Consider the following 18,387-nt stretch of genomic DNA (forward strand, 5'->3'; position numbering starts at 1 on the left):
GATTTAACGTTACAACAAGTTTTGAATTTCTGACATAAAAAAGCACCGCTTATTGCAGTGCTTTTGATGTTTGCTTCAAGAATTAAACCCCGTTACCTGCGGTAACACTTTTAATCGAGCTTGAGCGTTTGAAGCTGTACCAGCTCTGTCAGGATTTGCGTGGTGGTTGCACCGTCTGCAAGCCCAAGGTCAGACAGGCCAACAGAGTCCAACACAATGTCTTGCGACTCCATGCTACCCGCAGTTTGCGAGATATGGAGTGTTAGACTGCCATCGCCACCCGCTTCCGGACGAATGTAATCCAGCAACTGCTCAATGGTTGATGAGCCATCAACGGTATCTGGCAGCAGTGCGGAAATATCCAGCTTGTCGCCTGTGGTTGCTGTGCCGACATCGAAGTCAGTGATGGTGTCCACCGTTAAGGTTGCTGCATCCACATCTGACGCCGCCCACGTGTAGGTATCATCCCCTGCTCCGCCTGTCATGGTATCGTTCCCGAGGCCACCGGAAAGCGTATCGTTACCCTCTCCGCCAACAAGAATGTCTTCACCATCACCACCGCTCAGGATATCTTCTCCTTCACCGCCGACCAGAATGTCATCGCTCAAACCGCCTGTGACAGTGTCATCACCATCGCCTGCGTAAATGCGCTCGCCATCGTCGCTTGCGGTGAGTGTTTCATCCGCCTCGGTGCCGAACTGTGTCGTCGCTGGGTCGAATACCACCAACTGGCCTGCCATCATCATGGATTCGAGGATTTCATCTTGCGTGAAGCCAGATGCATCCATACCCAGCAGATCATTCAGCGTGACGCCTTCTACAATGATGTTCTGGATTGGCTGGCTGCTGTCGTCCAATACCTGAATACGGGTGTTGCCGTCGACGGTTTGGATATCCAGTCGGTTTGCCAAATCCGTAAAGGTAACAATGCCGGTGGAATCGAACGCGTCGGAGATGTCGATAACATCAATGCCCGCTTCAAAGTCTTTAATGGTGTCTGTCGCTGCTGCCGCTGCCGTGCCGAAGTCGCCTGACTGCCATTTGAAGGTATCTTTGACGCCATCTCCGGTGCCACCGATTTTGCCGCCCCACATTTCATCATCGCCTGCGCCACCGACAAGAATGTCTTCACCAAGGCCACCTGCGACGATGTCATCTCCGTCACCGCCATGAACTTCAGTGTCTGCATCGCCATCAACCACCAGGTTGTCTGCGCTGCTGTCTGCCGGAGTGGTGTTCAACTCGCCTGTGGTTTCGGTATCTACCACGTTCGCGTTGATGGTGAGTGTGGATTGTTGTGGGTCACCGTCACCCACATCAGAGAGCGCTGTGACAGTGATATCGCCTGGAGGCTGTGCACTGAAGCGAATGTTGAGGTCGCTTAGCGTCAGGGTTTCCAGCTCGGTTTGGTTGAATGTCCAGGTGCCGTCGCCATTGTTAGTGCCAACCGGCGTACCGGATGCATCAACGATTTCTGCCGCTGTACCCATGCCGCTGAAGGTGAGGCTGAACTCATTGTCGATTGGGTCAACCAGTGATGCCATCAAGCCAAGCAGTGGCACCAACGCACCTGTCGCTGCGCGCATGGAAGCCAGTTGCGTTGCCGCAGTGAGTTCTGGCAAATCGGATTTCGGTGCAACCACAATAGCCACGGTGTCGCGGTCGAATTTCTGACCACCGGAGCCGAAGTTTGCACGGTCGCGGGTTGTCATGGTCAGGCTGTCTTCGCCTGACGTATTTTCACCCGCGAATTTGTAATCGACGCCTTCTGCCAACAGTGCATTGATGGCATCGATATCGCCTTCCAGTACCAGTCTGTTGGTGCCATCACCCGACACGGTAATGCCCGTGGTGTCGCCCGTCAGCGTTAGCGTATTGCCTGCACCGACCACCAGCTCGACATTGACGACACTGGTGCCGTCACGCGCATCCACATCTTCCACCTGCAAATCGGTGATAGAGAGCACGGTGTCTTCTTCCGCATCGTAGCTGTCTGCAAGGATGTTAACGGGTTCGTCATTCACCGCGCTGACACTGACGTTGATTTGCTTGTTCACTACATCGTCAGAGACAGCACCGTTATCGACGGTCTGAATCGCCAGATCCAGTGTATAGGTGCCGTTGCCATCCTGAGGTGGCACGAAGGTCAGGTCATTCAGTTCTGTACCAGAGATTTCGATGACTACATCACCGCCATCAGAGGTTTCCGGTGTCACTGTGCCTGTTACGCCGTCTGGCAACACAAGCTGACCACCTTCCGGCACGCCAGATACTGTGATGAGCAGAGTTTCAGGCTCGTTCTCATCAATGCCTGCACCACCAGCCGTGCTGTCGCGGTCATCTTTGGCACTGATTTCGATATCCAGATCGACTGGCGTATCTTCTTGTGTGGAAGCTGAACCTGCCGCAAATACATTCGCGCCATCGCCCACAGGGTCAATGGTCAGTGAAACCGCCTGTGTGAAGCCTTGAGGCTGGCTCAGGCTGTCTTCTTGTGTGAAGACAGTAACGTTAAATTCCACGGTGCCACTGAAATTGGTTGGCGGCTCGACGGTAATCGCCGATAGCGTGGACAGGTCCGGAATCGCGCTTGCTGGAATCACCCAGCTACCGCTGCCCGCATTCACGGCTGGTGATGCCAGTGTGAAGCCTTCTGGCAGATTTTGAATTAGCACAGAGGCTAACGTTTCAGAACCGTCAACATCGTTAAAGCTTGCACCCAGATCGGCCAGCGAAATACCGCCGGATTGATCTTCGGTGCCTTCCAGTTCAACCACATCACCTTCTGCCACGTCGGTGCCATCTTGCGTGAAGGTGACATCATCATTCACTGCGGTCACTTCAAACGACAACGTGGTGTTGATATCACGGCTGTCTGTGCCTGTGGTTGCGGTGTCAGTAATGGTCAGTTGCGCGTCGATTTCGACGGTGCCACTGAAATCTTCTGCAGGTTTGAAGCTGATATCGCCCAGCTCCGCACCCGTCAAGGTGATCGAGGCCACTTCAGTGCCGTCAGACAGCACAAACACCCCTACAGAGGCAGGAACAGTCAGTACTGCTGCAGTAATGGTTTCTTCACCGTTAGCACTGTCGGTATCAGCCAAAGACGCGGACAAGTTCAGAGAAATCAAACCGTCTTCCAACGCCTGACCTGGGTAAGAACCTTCTGTGTCGCCCGGCTCGAGCGGTTGTGGCGACTCTTCATCGTTCAATCCTGTGGTGCCATTCACACCAAGGGTGAATTCGAAGTCTGTGCTGTTATCGCTTGGCTGCTCTGCACCCACTGGCGGTGGTACATCCACCAGCGGTTTCACGTTGAGCTGTACCGTGACATCTGTGGTTTCTGTGTCGCCGCTTCGGGTATCGACACTCACGAAAGTCAGTGGAATGTTGAGCTCACCGGCGAAATCATCCGGCGCTGTGATAGAAAGACCGGAAAGGTCGATGCCGCCTGGATAAGGTGCACCGCCATCTTGTCTTCCCGGCACTTCAAACACGTAGGTATCATTATCTATGTGGTAAAGCGCACCGGAAATCACGGTACCCGCGGGCACATCTGCGCCATTGATCACGACGGTGATTTGGTCAAACTCGACGTCATCAGCGGTACCGGTTGGGTAAGAAATCGCATCACCCAAGGCTTCCAGCGAAATTGGATTATCTTCATCGCCTTCAATCACAACCGGACTGGTAGGCGCGACGATTTGGTGCGCCTGCTCAACGTCTGTATTGTTGTTTGTGTAGTTCAGGGTGATCACTGAGCTTGAAACCGGCGTCAGAGCACTTGCATCTCCTTCTCCTGCATCGCCTTCATCCTGCACCATGGCGCTAATCGTGAAGGTAGTTTGGCCTGAGGTGTTTGGTGGCGCGATGATGCTGAAGTTGTTTGGATCGCTGATTACCCAACCACCTTCGCCATCGGCTACGCCATTTTCCACGTAGAAACCTTCAGCCAGATCCGTGATAACAATGCGGATGACGGTTTCATCGCTGGAATCGTCTGGGTGAACAAACACGACACCATCGGTGAGATCAATTCGGCCTTCGCTGTCAGTGGTGATTTCTGTGACTGATGAGGTGCCTTGCAGCAGTTGCAGTTCACCGTCGTCTTCTTCGACGGTAGCAACCACGTTGACATTCACAACGCCAGTGACAGTTTTCTCTGCCTGACTTTCACCTTCAAAGTCTTCCTGTCGAACGGTCACTTCGGTGTTCAACGTCAGGTCCACATCACTATGTGGGCCGCGTTTCACCTGCAGTTGGTAACCATCTGCAATTTGCGCTTCGGTCAGGGTGACTTCACCGCCGACTGGCGTCAGGGCGATGACATCACTGCCTTTGACAAGCTGCACGCTATCATCGTCCGCAAAGCCGGAAATGGTCGCACCCACCACGGTTTCTGCCACACCTTGCGCAGTCGAATCCGGTGCGCCTGCAATGGTGAGATCCGGCTGCCAATCGATGTTGATCCACTGGTCTTCGAAGCCAGAAGATTCACTGTTGGTGTAAGTGTCTGCCGCATCGATAACTGGCGGATCGATTTTCACTTCAATGATGTTCTCAACCGCTTTTGAATCGCCATCATTTTCAGTGGCAACCAGACGCGTGTTGATTTGAATATCTTCTGTCGAGTGTGGTGGCAGTTTGAGATAAACGTCCTGCCCTTCCAGCGCCGCCAGATCGACGGAGTAAGTGGCAACGGACATGCCTGCATCGTTGGTTTCCCAACCTGCGAAAGCCAGTTCCACTTCAGTGAGCGAGCCATCACCGTTTTTGATCACGAAGCTCACGCCTTCTGGCGGGTCAATGATGATCAACGAGAGGCTTTCTGAGTTATCAGTCGGCGCTTCGGCTTTCTCGCCCGAGACCACATTGAAGTCAATCGCCACCAAGCCATCGCCATCAACACCGTCTTCCGGCACTGTGGTCGAGACATTGCCCGTGGTTTCATCCACCTGCCACTGGCCTGCGTCTGTTCCCGGATTTTCAACGCTGAATTCCGGCGTATCTGCGACACCCGTGACAATCACATCCAGCGAAGTGGCTGGGATAATGCGTTCGTCATCTGGCGACGTTGGTGAGGTATCTACCACGATACCTTCAACCTGAATGCTGAAGTTTTCATTGCTGTGCACAGGCGGGATGATTTCGATCTTGTCGATATCGTCCACCGAAATGCGGTCTGTATCTGTCAGCGTGGTTATGGTGCCGCCATCGTTGAGTTGCAGCACTGCACCGTCTGGCAAATCGAAGATGCGCACGAACAGGGATTCTGAACCGTCATCATCGGTGCCTAGCGTGGTAAGAGAAATCTTTCCTGCCAGCGAAATCGCGCCGCCTTCAGCGATTTCCGGATCTGGGTTACCCGCATCCTCATTGTCGAACACACGTTGAACCGTCAAACGGGCATCATCAGCCTGCGGTTCGACGCGCAGGATGAGTGATGTTTCCGTCGATGCTTCTTCCACGCTCGATGGCGAAGATTCCGTCGAGATCGCTTTGATGGTGAGCGTAATGTCACCACTGAAGTCTGCATCCGGCACAAAACGCACCTGCCCAAGACGGGATGGGTCTGTCAGCACATACGAACCGTCGCTGCCGGTAATGAAACCACCCAGCAGTTCGCCCATATCTGGCGTGAGGGTAAATTCGTATCTGAGCGTTTCTGAGCCGTCGGTATCTTGCAGCGCACCTTCAAACAGGTCTGCCAGCGTGAAGTCGTCGGCGCCAAAGCGTTCGTGATCTTCATCTACTTCATACACACCGTCTGCCGCGTCACCAATCAAGCTGAGGCTTGGCACATCTGCCACGCCTTCTACGGTGATTTCCAGTGGCGATGTTGAGGTTACTGGCGTGTGGCCATTCACTTCCAACTCAACATCGAATTGGATCAGATCTGTGCCGTCGTAAGAGGAGTAATCCGGATCCGGTACGAAAGTCACGCCCGTAAGGTCGAAGATGATGGGTTCGTCGGTGCTGGACGCTTCAAACATGTCCGAGTTGAGGACGATATTGCCGTCTGCATCGGGCATGATTTCGACGCCGTTGAAGTAGAAAGTACCGCCAATATCACCGGCATCATCACGGGTGGTGAGGGTCACTTCGCCGTTCAATACCAGTCGGCCACCCTCTTCCAATGCTTCGCCAAGGTCGTTGTCACCGACGTTGAGCTGCATGTTGATTGGGATGCCTGCGGTACCATCAACACCGGCTGATTCTGTATTGGTGTCCGCCTGACCTTGGTCCTCTGTACCCGTTACATTGGTAAAGGACAGGGTTGGCGCTTGGTCATTGATGGTGAGGGTGATTTCACCTTCTACGGTATCGCCATCAAAGTCAGAGACTTTGTACTGCAGGCCTTGCTGCAGTACTTCTTGTGGGTTTGCAAGGTTTGGCTGCATCACAAAGGTGATTTCACCCACTGGCTCATTGCGTGGGTCTATTTCTACCGTACCCAATTTGAGGGTTGGGTCATCGACAGAATAAATGTCGATTTCGCTTGGGCGCGTGGTCGACACGTCGACCCATTCGATACCGTTGAAGATTTCAGTAATGAAGGTGGTGCCATCTGCACCACTCAAATCTTCAATACCCGGTACAGAGCTAGGGTCAGTGATTGCGAATACATCAACCGTTGCAGTGATTTCACCGGACGGCGCATCATCCAGCTCCATATTAATGGTGCCTTGCGCTGTTGGTACGTCATCAATCACGGTAATGGGTACATTGATGCGTGGCGACTCATCCCCATCAGCATCAACCGTGTAAGCCTTAAGGCCAAACACAGCTTCGTTATTGCCATCACCCGGTGCATGGTCGATCGCAGACAGCAATTCGAACTCAAAAGTACCATCCTGATTGATGGTGACTTTGAATACGTCGCGCTCATCGCCCGTTCCATCATCTGCGGTACCGAAGTAGGTTTTCGGGTACGCATCACTTTCAGGGCGTTGCTCTAGCAGGATTGGGAAGCCACTCGCTTGCACTGGCGAACCATCTGGGTAGACGACGTAATCCGTTTCCAGTCTGAAGTCTTCAACCACATCACCGTTGTCTTTATCGACTTCCAGTGACAGCGGATTGCCGTCTTCATCTGTGGTGTCGATGTTGAGCGTACCGCTTGCTTTTGAGCCTTGGTTGGAACCGGTGCCATCATCAATGCCGCTCTCGTCGACGGTCACACCATCGCTGGTGACGAGATTGAAGGTGGTTGAGTTGTCATCTGTGACTACGAAGCTGATAACACGCGGCGCTTCGGTGTTTGGATCCGTTGGGTCGACAAGTAGATCGCCATCCGTGTCTGCAACCTGCACAGGCACTTTGATCATGATTTGTTCGCCATCCGCCGTCACGAGACCAGAAGTATTCTCTGTGTCTGGGTCCTGCGGGTGAATCAGAGGCTGGTACTGGGTAATTTGCGTATCAAGATCGACATCCAATCCATCAGCACCTTGCTTGGCTGAAACCTCAATTTCCAGCGCGGTTGCGCCGTTGATGCTGGCAGTGATGACAAAGGTTGGGTTTCCGTTTGCGTCTGTGGTTTCTGTCACCACCACATTGTCGATAGGATCGCCATCGTTGTTGGTGAGCTCTTCCAGCTCGGCTTTCAATGCGTCGAGTTGTTCCAGCCTAACGGTCGTTGGATCGAGTCGATCAGTCGCCGCCTCAATGGTGACGGTGCCAGATTGCGAGTGCGACGTTGCCGAATCCATTGGGGTGTTTTGTTCTTGCAGTTGGATGACATCAAGCGGATTACCATCGCCATCTGTACGCTCACCACCTTGCGCGACTTCACCATCGATAAGCTTGAACGACACTTCAGATTCGTTACTGACATCGCCGTCTGCATCCGTCACGGTAAATGGGAATGTGAAGGTGGTGCTGTCGTCATCACCATCACCGTCGCTCGAGCCATCTTGGTCAAACGGATGATATTGGGTAACCGAATACTCCGCAGGCTCTCCTGGGGTATCGGAAGGCTTGAGCGAAATCTCGAGCACTTTTTCCGGCGTGCCACCATTATCGGTGTACAGCGTAATCACACCAGACACAGAGGTATCAACCACCGTTGGCTGACCATGACTGGTAATACCGGCAAACTGCGCTTCTGCTGCTGCCGCATCAAAGTTCACACTGGCAATGTTGTCACTACCCAGATCAACACCGTCTGAGGTGGTGGCCGTATTGTCGGTCGCTGATGCCGCTACTTCGGTCAGTTCAACGGTGGCTTCACCAATAACGGGCGCCGCACCGTCATTGCTTTCCAGCGTCAGTTGCGCTGGGTTTTGCATCAGGTCGCCGCCTGTATCCGCGACTTGCAGCGGCAGATTGATAGAAATTCTGTCGCCATCGATATTGACGTAAGTCCCTGACCCTGTGGTGTGATCAAGCGGGCCGTTTTGAGTGAGCGTGGCGTTGATGTTGAGACCGTTGCCGCTTTGCGTTGCTGTGACCACCAGTTCAACAACGGTTTCACCATCCACGGTGCCTGTCAGGGTAAAGGTTGCAACACCACTGCCGTCCACACTGGTCTGACGGGTGAAAACAACCGCTTCACCGTTCGCGGTAATTTGTGCAAGTTCAGCTTCTACAGCAGCCAGATCGCTTGGGGCAATTTGCAGTGAGCTGGCAACGAGCGCTTCTGTACCGGCTTCAATCACGAAACTGGTGGTATCTGGCGCGCCGTATGGGCTGTCGCCCAAGTCACCTTCTGTGACTGACAAAGACGCGCGCTGGCCACCGGTCGCATTAATGTCCGGAGGGGTTGGTGCTGGGAAAGGAGGCGTTGGGCCGCCATCACCATCTCCGTCGTCATCGGCACCGAGGAAGTCTTCTATATCATTTAGCCCGCCAAGTGGGCCGGCGGTATCAAAGCCAGCTTCAGCCAGCGTGGCAGCATAGCCGTAGTCAACCACAATAAAGCCGGCATTAGCAGAACCGCCGCCGCCCTCGCCTGCCGCGGTTTCTTCGAAGACTTCTGTTGGGTCGACGCCTTCTAAAATCAGCTGTTGCAGTTGAGCAATGTCGATATCAAGAGGGATCTCTTCGTTGAGTGCGTCGCCATTGAAAGTCACGCTGTGGTTAGCGGCATATTGTTCAACATCGGTGTCACCGAGAGGGACCAGACAGGAGGCACATTTTCCATCGAATACAAAGCGCTGGTCTTTGTCGCTTACCACGACGGAACTGTTTTCATTTGTTAATACGACCTGGTTAGGCGCAATTTGCATGCCCGCGCGAAGACTGATAATTCGTGCATCATCAGAAACCAGGTACGCCTGTCCATCCACCTTGTCGACGTTAAAACCGACATCGAACTCATGACCAATCATAATTCTTTCCCAACTTTCGTTCGCATTTTTCCATGCGAATCCATGTCTTTAACTATTGTGCATAGAGTTTAACCAGCCAGATGACTAGTGTCTTATGTCTACCAAGCTAGTTTCATGCAATGCTCAACATTGAGAATTAATGAGACAGAATTTCATGCAATTCCATCTCCTTACTGACACAAATGACACTTTTAAGATTAGGAAACGAGGGCTATTCGTGGGAACTTTTATTGGTTGAGTCTTACATATGCGTAAAACAACCGTACTTTTCATAAGAATATGAGGACTAACTACTTGAATATTCCGCTCATAGCCCAGATATTGTTTTGAAGAACAACGAAGGATGATTGCGAATTAACGTCGCTACCATGTCCTAATGGAGACTATATGGCCACACATGTCGGTATTATTGACCAAGACCCCGTTCGATTGGTCACCGCCTTGCTGCACCGAAAGTTCAAGGCCGAAAAAGTGATTTTCATTGGTGTTGAATGTCAGCGTCCACAGTATGAGCAGTTGAGTCAGGTTCTTACCCCAAAAGGTTTCGAAACTGAATTTTTCCTGATCCCTTCGGATATCAATATCCCTCTGATCAAAGGCAAGATTGAAGAGCTTGCCAGCCGTTTGAAAGATGAAGGGACTGAAGTATTTTTCAATGCCAGCTGCGGGTTGCGTCATCGCCTTTTGACCGCTTACGAAATTTTCCGCACCTACCACTGGCCAATTTACGTGATTGAGCCTTTCAGCGATGAACTCTGCTGGCTATACCCTTATGGCCGAGCGCAAGAACAAGTGGAAGACCACATTAACATCAGCGATTACCTGACTATTTTCGGTGCCCGCTGTGAGCTGCCTGAAGACGATATCCGCAGTGTGCTGGACACCACGATTGAAACCGTCGGCCACAAGTGGGCAAGCAATGCCTACGAATTAGGCCCAGGTCTCGCAACTCTGAATTACCTGGCGACCACCTGTCGTAAAGAGCAAAAGCTGGATGTTGAGCTAAGTGATAAGCAACAAGGCTACCGCGAACTGGGCATGCTGATTGATGACCTGACTGATGCCGGTCTCTCGACTTACCAAAACGGTGTGCTGACATTCTCAAGTGAAGCGGCTCGTCGGTTTGCTAACGGTGAATGGCTGGAATGGTATGTACACCATATTGTTGAAGAGATTAAACGTGAGCTGCTGACCATTCAGGATTTGTCTTTGGGCGTACAGGTTTACCGCCAAATTGGCGACAAAGAAGTGCGTAACGAGCTCGATGTGGCGACTGTGGTGAACAACAAACTTCACATCATTGAATGTAAGACCAAAGGCATGTCGAGTGACGGCGATGACACTCTGTATAAGCTGGAATCCATTCGCGACCTTCTTGGTGGTCTTCAAGCGCGTGCCATGCTGGTAAGCTTCCGCCCTCTGCGTCACCACGACATCACCCGTGCAACAGATTTGGGCTTGGCATTGATTGGCCCTGATCAACTGGGCGATCTGAAAACCCATCTTCACGAGTGGTTCCTTCGCGCAGGCGGTCACGATAAAGGTCTGTAAAGGTCTGTTTGACTGATTCCTAAGGCCCTTAGCCAGAAAACAAACATAAAAAAGCCGACGCATTTGCGTCGGCTTTCTTTTTGGATTCTATCGCATCAGCGTTTATGCATTCAGCAGTTTACGCGCAGATTCCACCACCACTTTGATAGAGCGTGCTTCGGTTGCTGCCATGGTTTCTGCATTCGGGATTTCTTTTTGTGTGCGGTTGACGATAACACCCGCGACACAACCCGCTTTCAAACCAGAGCTTGCGCACATGGTCAGCAGCGTGGCTGATTCCATTTCAAAGTTCAATACGCCCATTGCTTGCCATTCTTCCATCGAACCCTGGAAACGACGAACAACACGACCACTGAAGGTGTCGTAACGCTCCTGGCCTGGGTAGAAGGTATCGCTTGAAGCCGTTACGCCAGTGTGAACCGCTGCACCTGATTCGTCGGCCGCCTGCTTCATCGCGGTGGTGACGTCGAAATCAGGCACTGCTGGAAATTCCATTGGCGCAAAATGTAGGCTCGCACCATCAAGGCGAACTGAACCTGTGGTCACAATGATGTCGCCCACATTGATGTGTGGCTGAATCGCACCTGTGGTACCAACACGAAGGAAAGTACGAACACCCAGCTGCGCCAACTCTTCCACTGCAATCGACGTTGAAGGGCCGCCAATACCGGTTGAACAAACCACCACTGATTGCCCATCCAGCTTACCCAGGAATAAGGTGTACTCACGGTGGCTAGCCAGGAACTTAGGCGAATCCATCAGGTCTGCAATTTTCTCCACACGCGCCGGATCGCCCGGAATAATCGCCATGGTTGCGCCTTCAAGATCAGATAGGTTAACGCCCAGGTGGAAAACAGTTTGCTCGGTCATTATTGGCTCCTTTCATCGGTCAACGTTTTTAAAACCGATATCAGTGATAACAAAAGCTCCTCTTAGCGGGAGCAAAAATCTATGCTCCCACCATACTGCCAATGGAGAATATTAACGTGACGAGAATCACCTCAATGGAAATTTCATTTCATTACATTGCATTTATTGGTGATACATATCACTTAAACAGATTTAAGACCGCGGTAAGTTTCACCGACACTATCGTTGCTACCTCCAACGTTGCCTTTGTCTTTGAACCGCAGCAGTCTCAATGCGTTTAGCGTCACGATGGCCGTTGCTCCGCTGTCAGCGAGTACCGCAACCCATAACCCCGTAAAACCGAGCACACTGGTCACCAAAAACAACGCTTTTAATCCCACCGCCAATGCAACGTTTTGTCGAACGTTGCGCATCGTAGCGCGGGATAGTGCTATCACAGCTGGGATTTGTTCAATACGGTTCTGACTCAGTGCAATGTCGGCAGTTTCCAGCGCCACATCAGTACCGCCGCCCATAGCAATACCGATGGTAGCTGACTTCATAGCGGGTGCGTCGTTAATACCATCTCCGACCATCGCCACGCGGTGTTTTAGCGCAATTTCATGGATAGCATCGACTTTGCCTTCCGGCATCAATCCCGCCCTGAACTCCATGTTCAAACTTTCTGCCAATCCGGCAGCAGCATGAGGGTTGTCCCCGGTTAGCATCACAGAGCGCACACCTACATTGTTCAGCGCATTCACTGTTGTTTTGGCGGTTGCCCTCAATTCATCGCGCCACGCCAATGCACCGCTGGCAATACCGTCGACAAACACAATCGCGACGGTTTTGCCTTGGTCTGCAATCTGTTGTGCGGCTTTTTGTCGATCGCTACCGACTAAGTAATGCTCATCTAATTTGTCGAGAGCCAGCACTTCAATGTGCTTACCATCCACTTCACCCGAAACACCTTTACCTGCCGTTGCGAGAACATTGTCAGCGGTAAGAGTGGCCACCCCTCTTGCGTTGGCTGCTTCAATCACGGCTTTTGCCAATGGATGATGAGAGCCTTGCTCTACCGCTGCGGCTTGGGCCAGAAGCACGTTTTCATCGCTTTCCCAGCTCAGTACATCGGTAACAACCGGTTTACCTTCTGTCAGCGTGCCTGTTTTATCAAAAGCTACCCATTCCACTTTACTCAGGGCTTCAAGCGCAGCGCCGCCTTTGATGAGCGCTCCTTGCCTCGCTGCCGTCGCGAGACCAGATGTCATCGCCGCAGGCGTGGAAATGACCAACGCACAAGGGCAGGCAATCAGCAACAGCGCCAAACCGCGATAAATCCACGTATCCCAACTTTCACCGAACATCATCGGTGGAATCACCACCACCAGCGCGGCGAGCACAATCATCAGTGGCGTGTACCAGCGGCTGAATCGGTCGATAAATCTTTCTACAGGCGCGCGACGTGACTCTGCATCTTCAATCAAATTCAGAATGCGGTCGATGGCACTTTCGCCTTGTTTTGACACGACTTCCAAAGAAACCAGACGATCGACAGCTAACGAGCCGGCAAGAACCTTTTCGCCTTGCTGTTTTTCTACGGGAATGGACTCTCCTGTCAGGGCACTCATATCAAAGGCTGCAATGTCACTTTTCAAGTGCGCATCGGCTGGCAATCTGCCCCCTGGTGCGATTTCGATGATGTGTCCCGGCTGCAAAGACGACACGGAGACAGACTCTTTTCTGCCATCTTCAAATATGCGGGTCACCGTTTCGGGCACCAATGCCATCAGTGCTTGAATGCCTGCACGCGCTTTTGCAGAAGCGTAGCCTTCCAAGCGTTCGCCAATCAGGAACAGGACTAACACCATGGCGGCTTCAATAGTTTCACCAAGATAAAGAGCACCGAACGCGGCAATTGACATCAGGGTTTCAATTGAGAACGGCGAGCCAGAGCGTCCAAGGGTGATGGCTTTCTTCACAATTGGGATAAGACCGATCACTGTCGCCAGTGTGAACAACGCAGAGCCAGCGTCTGGCATCCACTGAGACAACACCGCAGCAAATGTCATCACCGCGATGAGTGAGATTAGTAATCCGTCTTTTTTCAGGGTGGCGAGCCAGCCAGATTCCGTTTCGGGCGGTTTACTTCCTGTGACGTCAAGCAACGGAAAACCTGTTTTTGCGGCCTTAGCTTCAATCTGAGCTTTCAGCGAATCGCTGTCAGCTTGGTTAAGGGTGACGATGAGCTTTTCGGTCGCAAAACGGACTTGTGCAGATTCAACACCACCGATGCCTTTAAGCGCGGTTTCGAGCTTATTGGCACAGCTTGGACAGTCCATGTTGGTGACACGCCACTGGAGGCTGTCCGCTGAAGGCGTTGGTTCAGAAGGGCTAGTAGAATGTTGCGATTGGCTGCTGCATGTTTGACTGCTGCAACAGCCTTTGGGCGCCGGATCGTCAGTATCTCCGTCCGTCACCTCTGTCGTCGAGCAGCTGGTTTCGCTCACCGTCGCTGACGAACAGCACGTATCGAGCTTAGATTCAGGTTTAGTGCTGTGTTGCACGGGGTTTTGGCATTTCACTGAATGACATGAATGGCACATAGGTTTATCTCCTTAACCAATTTTCATATTCAGTGTAAACCTTGGAGCCTACTCCAAGGTCAACCAAAACCTGTGATATTACTTCAATCTATCTAATACAACCTGTGTATCCAGCACATCAGGGAACTCGCGGTAGTCCAGCCCCGCGTCAAAAACATACTGTGTCACCAGCCGTTTTGCCGAACTGAGCAGCGCTTCAGCATCCCACGGTTTTTCGAAATAACGTTCGATACTGGCACTGTTGATGGCTTCAATGGTGTCAGCATGGGTGGCCTGCCCCGTCAGCAACACTTTGCGGGTAAAACGAAAACGGGGATCGAGCGACACTTCAGTTAACAGCTCCACACCAGTTTTCTCAGGCATCACGTGGTCGGAGATGATCAATGCAACGTGCTCGCCTTCTGCGTCCAGTTCATCAATCAGTTCCAAAGCTTCATCCGCAGACTCACAATCTTCAATATGAAATGCGGTTGCCAGAGGAGAGAGATCTTTCAGCACCGCACTCAGCACTTCACGCTGATCATCAACGCAAATGATGTTTACTTTTTCCATCTGTTTCCCTCTTATCGTTATAGGAACTCGACCATTCGGAGTATCCAAACCATCACAAAACTGAGCGCGACACCAACCACGCCCAAGATAACACCCACTTTTGCCATTTGGTTGCTACTTACATGACCCGTCGCATGCGCTAATGCATTCGGCGGTGTACTGATTGGCAAAGACATGCCCAGTGAAGCTGCAAACGTCACAACAAGGATCAATGTGGTTTCACCGCCAAGTGGCGAAAGTGAAACCATAGAAACACCCAGCGCTGCCATGATCGGCATGAGCAAGTTTGCCGTTGCTGTGTGAGACATAAAATTCGCCATCAGCAAGCACAGTGCTGCTGCGCCAAGGAGCACAATTTCCGGCGCGTAGTTTTCAAATGGAATGCTGTTCACCAGTAGCGCCGCCAGTCCGGTTTTATCCAGCGCGAGACCCAATGCAAAACCACCTGACACCAGCCAGAGCACATCCCAGGAAACCTTTTTCAGATCTTCTTTATTGATGATGCCTGTCATAGAGAAGACAGCGACAGGTATCAACGCAACAGTGTAAGAGTTCATGCCATGGCTTGAGCCCATCAACCATAGAAGCACAGTAACCGCAAAGGTCACGTATACGGTGATAGCTTTCGGCGTTTTCAGGAAGCGTCCTTTGATTGAAAGGGAGATTTGGTTTTCATCCGACGGGAACAGGAAACAAAGTAACACCCACGCCAGCAAAAGCATGACGATGACAAACGGCACACCAAATGCCATCCACTCGCCAAAAGTGATGAGGTTATCCCCCGTCAGATATTTCAGGGCAATGGCGTTTGGTGGCGTACCGATTGGGGTGCCGATGCCACCAATGTTTGCCGCCACTGGAATGGAGAGCGCAAATGCAATTTTTCCCGGATCATTTGGCTTAAATACCGCAAGGATTGGCGTCAGAATCGCCAGCATCATGGCGGTTGTTGCCGTGTTGGACATGAACATGGAGAAGATGGCGGTGATCATCATCAAACCCGCCATCACCATTTGTGGCCTGTTCCCAAAAGGCTTCAGTAAGACGCGCGCAAGGTTGATGTCTAAACGATATTTGGTCGCTGCCATGGCAAGGAAGAATCCACCCAAAAACAGCATGATAATAGGGCTCGCAAACGTCGCCATGATGGTGTTGTATTGCAGCAAGTCGCCGAACTCTGCGCTTCCTGCATTGCTACGAAACCAGATTAGCCCTTTGTCCGAGAGAAACAGCAGTTCCAGTACAATCACCACCACCGAAGTGGCATAGATTGGAATGGGTTCTAATACCCAACACAGTGCTGCCAGCAAAAACAGAGCAATCGCACGCTGCTGCATCACAGTTAGGGTTTCAAATGGAAATGCTGACGCGGGAAGAATCAACACCAGCAAGGGGATAAGAATTGGAAGTATGTATTTCGCCTGAATGCGCATAATCGCTTGTAGTCCCTTAAAAGCTAAAACGCCCACTTCGAAACCTGCCGAATCCGTGGGCAACTTAGGGGCTGTTAACCTATGGTGGTTAATTCTTGTTCTAGCCAAAAGCGTTTTAGGTGCGCCGAGGTGTTTGCCGCCTAGCATTCTAAGCAAATACACCTTAACAAAGCGTAAAACGCTTTTGGCAGAACTCTGCGGGCAGCGTTTTTGGCGGCTTTCTTCTGCGTTATCAGCTTCTCATGTAGACAAGCTACACATCGAAGCCTCTGCCTTGAATAAAGCCGCCACAAACTGCTGCAAAAATCATCACCAAAGGTCAACAGCCCCTAATATATTGCGCGCAATACCGTTCGGAGTTACTGAATTAGATCAATAAAATGCGGTGTATTTTCAATGGTCTGTATACCCAAATTTTCAAATAAAAAAAGGACGCTCAGTGGCGTCCTTTAGCAAAGTCATCGTTTTATCTAAGAGCGTGGTGTGTTCTTCGAGATGTCCTCGTCCGATAGCAACTCATCAGCATCTTCCGCCATCATCTCTCGACAGCTTGTCAGCCCTGCCGCCGGAACATTCGGTTCGACAGGAACGATATCCTCTTCTTTCTCTTCATGGTCATCTGCCAATTGGTTGATCAGGCGTTGAACGAGGAAGTAGCCCGCAATACCGAACAGCACCGAACCCACAGCCTGACCGATCAGCACACCTTCTGCACCTGCATGTTGACCACCAATATACACAAACGGAATCGTACCCAGTGTCGCCTTGCCGACATTGAGCATGGTCGACCATGTTGGGCGGTTTAGATTGTTAAACGCGGCATTAGAGACAAACAATGTGCCATTGAAGATGAAAGTGATCGCGATGTAGGTACAGAACAGTGCAACCATAGAGGCAGCATCGCCATTCAGACTGAACGCATCAATGATAAGCCCCTGAGAAAAGTAAAGAATGATCGCAACACCTACACAGTACGCAGTCACGAATTTCACCGAGTCACTCAGGGTCAATCGAACCCGATCAAACCGAAGCGCACCGTAGTTCTGTCCAAGGATCGGGCCCACTGCCCCTGACAGCGAGAATATCAACGCAAATGACACGGGTAATAAACGCCCCATCACCGCATAACCCGCTACGTAATCTGCACCAAATTTCGCGATTTGCGCAGTCACAATCGCGTTCCCGATCGGCGTTGCGGTATTAGTGATGATCGCTGGGCCAGCAATGTTGGTGATAGCTTTGAAGTGCGTTTTTAAATCTTCCAACGTCGGCATGGTGACCAGGTCATGCTTACGATGCACCGCCTGAAACGCCACACCAAACATGACGAAGCGAGATATCAAGGAAGCGGTTGCTGCGCCTTCCACGCCCATAGACAAGGCAAAGATAAAGATAGGGTCTAACACAGCGTTGGCAGCACCGGCAGCCAAAGTTGCTGACATGGAACGCTTAGCATCTCCCACTCCTCTTAACGCTGCACCACCAGCCATACCCATAGCCATCAATGGCGCACCCGGAAGCAAAATCCAGAGGAAGTCGCTGGCTTTCTCAGCCGCTTCTCCCTCTGCACCAATGGATGCAAGGATGGGATCAAGGAAAGCCAGAATAACACCGGCCGTGAGAATGCTGACCAAGGCAGCAAATACCATGACACTGCCTGTGATTTTCCGCGCTTCTTCGCGCTGACCCGCTCCAAGCGCCCGGCTAACTAAAGCGCCCATAGCGATGGAGGTACCAATAGAAACTGATGTTGAGAAAAAGATGATGGTACCGGCAAAGCCAACGGCAGCGGCGAGCTCGACTTGTCCGAGTAAGCTGATGAAAAACATGTCAGCCAAGTCGACTAAAAACAGCGCCATCAGACCCACTGCACCGGATGTCGACATCACGGTGATGTGGCGCATAATGGAGCCATTAACAAACTTGGCCTGAGATTGGTTTGGCATGAAAAGTCCTGTTTTCTTTATGGTTTTATCGCTGTTTTAGAGCTAACAGACTATGATGCCATGAAAAAAAGGTGCCTCAAGCACCTTCTTTGATACAACACGTTCAATTTGTTCGAAT

7 protein-coding genes are annotated in these 18,387 nt (G+C 51.6%); 1 reads left to right on the forward strand and 6 read right to left on the reverse strand.

All coding sequences use genetic code 11. The features are described 5' to 3' along the window. Positions 1-110: 110 nt before the first annotated feature. The gene (locus GCE9029_RS07145; protein ID WP_062662137.1) at positions 111-9,332 is read right to left on the reverse strand and encodes a retention module-containing protein; all 9,222 of its coding nucleotides are present in this window, start codon (positions 9,330-9,332) and stop codon (positions 111-113) included. Between the two features lie 387 nt (positions 9,333-9,719). On the opposite strand from GCE9029_RS07145, the gene GCE9029_RS07150 reads away from it, so the two are divergent. Further along, positions 9,720-10,883 carry a Card1-like endonuclease domain-containing protein gene (locus GCE9029_RS07150; RefSeq protein WP_062662139.1) on the forward strand — a complete coding sequence of 388 codons (1,164 nt, stop codon included), beginning with the start codon at positions 9,720-9,722 and terminating at the stop codon, positions 10,881-10,883. 102 nt (positions 10,884-10,985) lie between these two features. Here the strand turns inward: GCE9029_RS07150 and udp are convergent, their stop codons facing one another. The 5 genes from udp to GCE9029_RS07175 form a co-directional block, all read right to left on the reverse strand. Next, positions 10,986-11,753, reverse strand: coding sequence for a uridine phosphorylase (gene udp, locus GCE9029_RS07155; protein ID WP_062662141.1), 768 nt, complete (start codon positions 11,751-11,753; stop codon positions 10,986-10,988). 182 nt (positions 11,754-11,935) lie between these two features. After that, positions 11,936-14,338: a zinc/cadmium/mercury/lead-transporting ATPase gene (locus GCE9029_RS07160; RefSeq protein WP_157487782.1), complete on the reverse strand. Its 2,403-nt coding sequence runs from the start codon at positions 14,336-14,338 to the stop codon at positions 11,936-11,938. Between the two features lie 78 nt (positions 14,339-14,416). Next, positions 14,417-14,890, reverse strand: a complete 474-nt coding sequence (locus GCE9029_RS07165; protein ID WP_062662143.1) for a response regulator — start codon at positions 14,888-14,890, stop codon at positions 14,417-14,419. Positions 14,891-14,907: 17 nt separating this feature from the next. Then, a complete protein-coding gene (locus tag GCE9029_RS07170; RefSeq protein WP_062662145.1) occupies positions 14,908-16,323 on the reverse strand; it encodes an SLC13 family permease in 1,416 nt (471 codons plus the stop codon). 470 nt (positions 16,324-16,793) lie between these two features. Next, complete coding sequence (locus GCE9029_RS07175) at positions 16,794-18,269, reverse strand: MATE family efflux transporter (RefSeq protein ID WP_062662147.1); 1,476 nt, start codon at positions 18,267-18,269, stop codon at positions 16,794-16,796. Positions 18,270-18,387 lie beyond the last annotated feature (118 nt).

The organism is Grimontia celer, assembly GCF_900055185.1.
GTDB lineage: Bacteria > Pseudomonadota > Gammaproteobacteria > Enterobacterales > Vibrionaceae > Enterovibrio > Enterovibrio celer.

Bases quoted from the DNA above. Each gene is read 5' to 3' on its own strand.
- GCE9029_RS07145 (WP_062662137.1), bottom strand. From the start codon at position 9,332: ATGATTGGTCATGAGTTCGATGTCGGTTTTAACGTCGACAAGGTGGAT.
- GCE9029_RS07150 (WP_062662139.1), top strand. From the start codon at position 9,720: ATGGCCACACATGTCGGTATTATTGACCAAGACCCCGTTCGATTGGTC.
- udp (WP_062662141.1), bottom strand. From the start codon at position 11,753: ATGACCGAGCAAACTGTTTTCCACCTGGGCGTTAACCTATCTGATCTT.
- GCE9029_RS07160 (WP_157487782.1), bottom strand. From the start codon at position 14,338: ATGTGCCATTCATGTCATTCAGTGAAATGCCAAAACCCCGTGCAACAC.
- GCE9029_RS07165 (WP_062662143.1), bottom strand. From the start codon at position 14,890: ATGGAAAAAGTAAACATCATTTGCGTTGATGATCAGCGTGAAGTGCTG.
- GCE9029_RS07170 (WP_062662145.1), bottom strand. From the start codon at position 16,323: ATGCGCATTCAGGCGAAATACATACTTCCAATTCTTATCCCCTTGCTG.
- GCE9029_RS07175 (WP_062662147.1), bottom strand. From the start codon at position 18,269: ATGCCAAACCAATCTCAGGCCAAGTTTGTTAATGGCTCCATTATGCGC.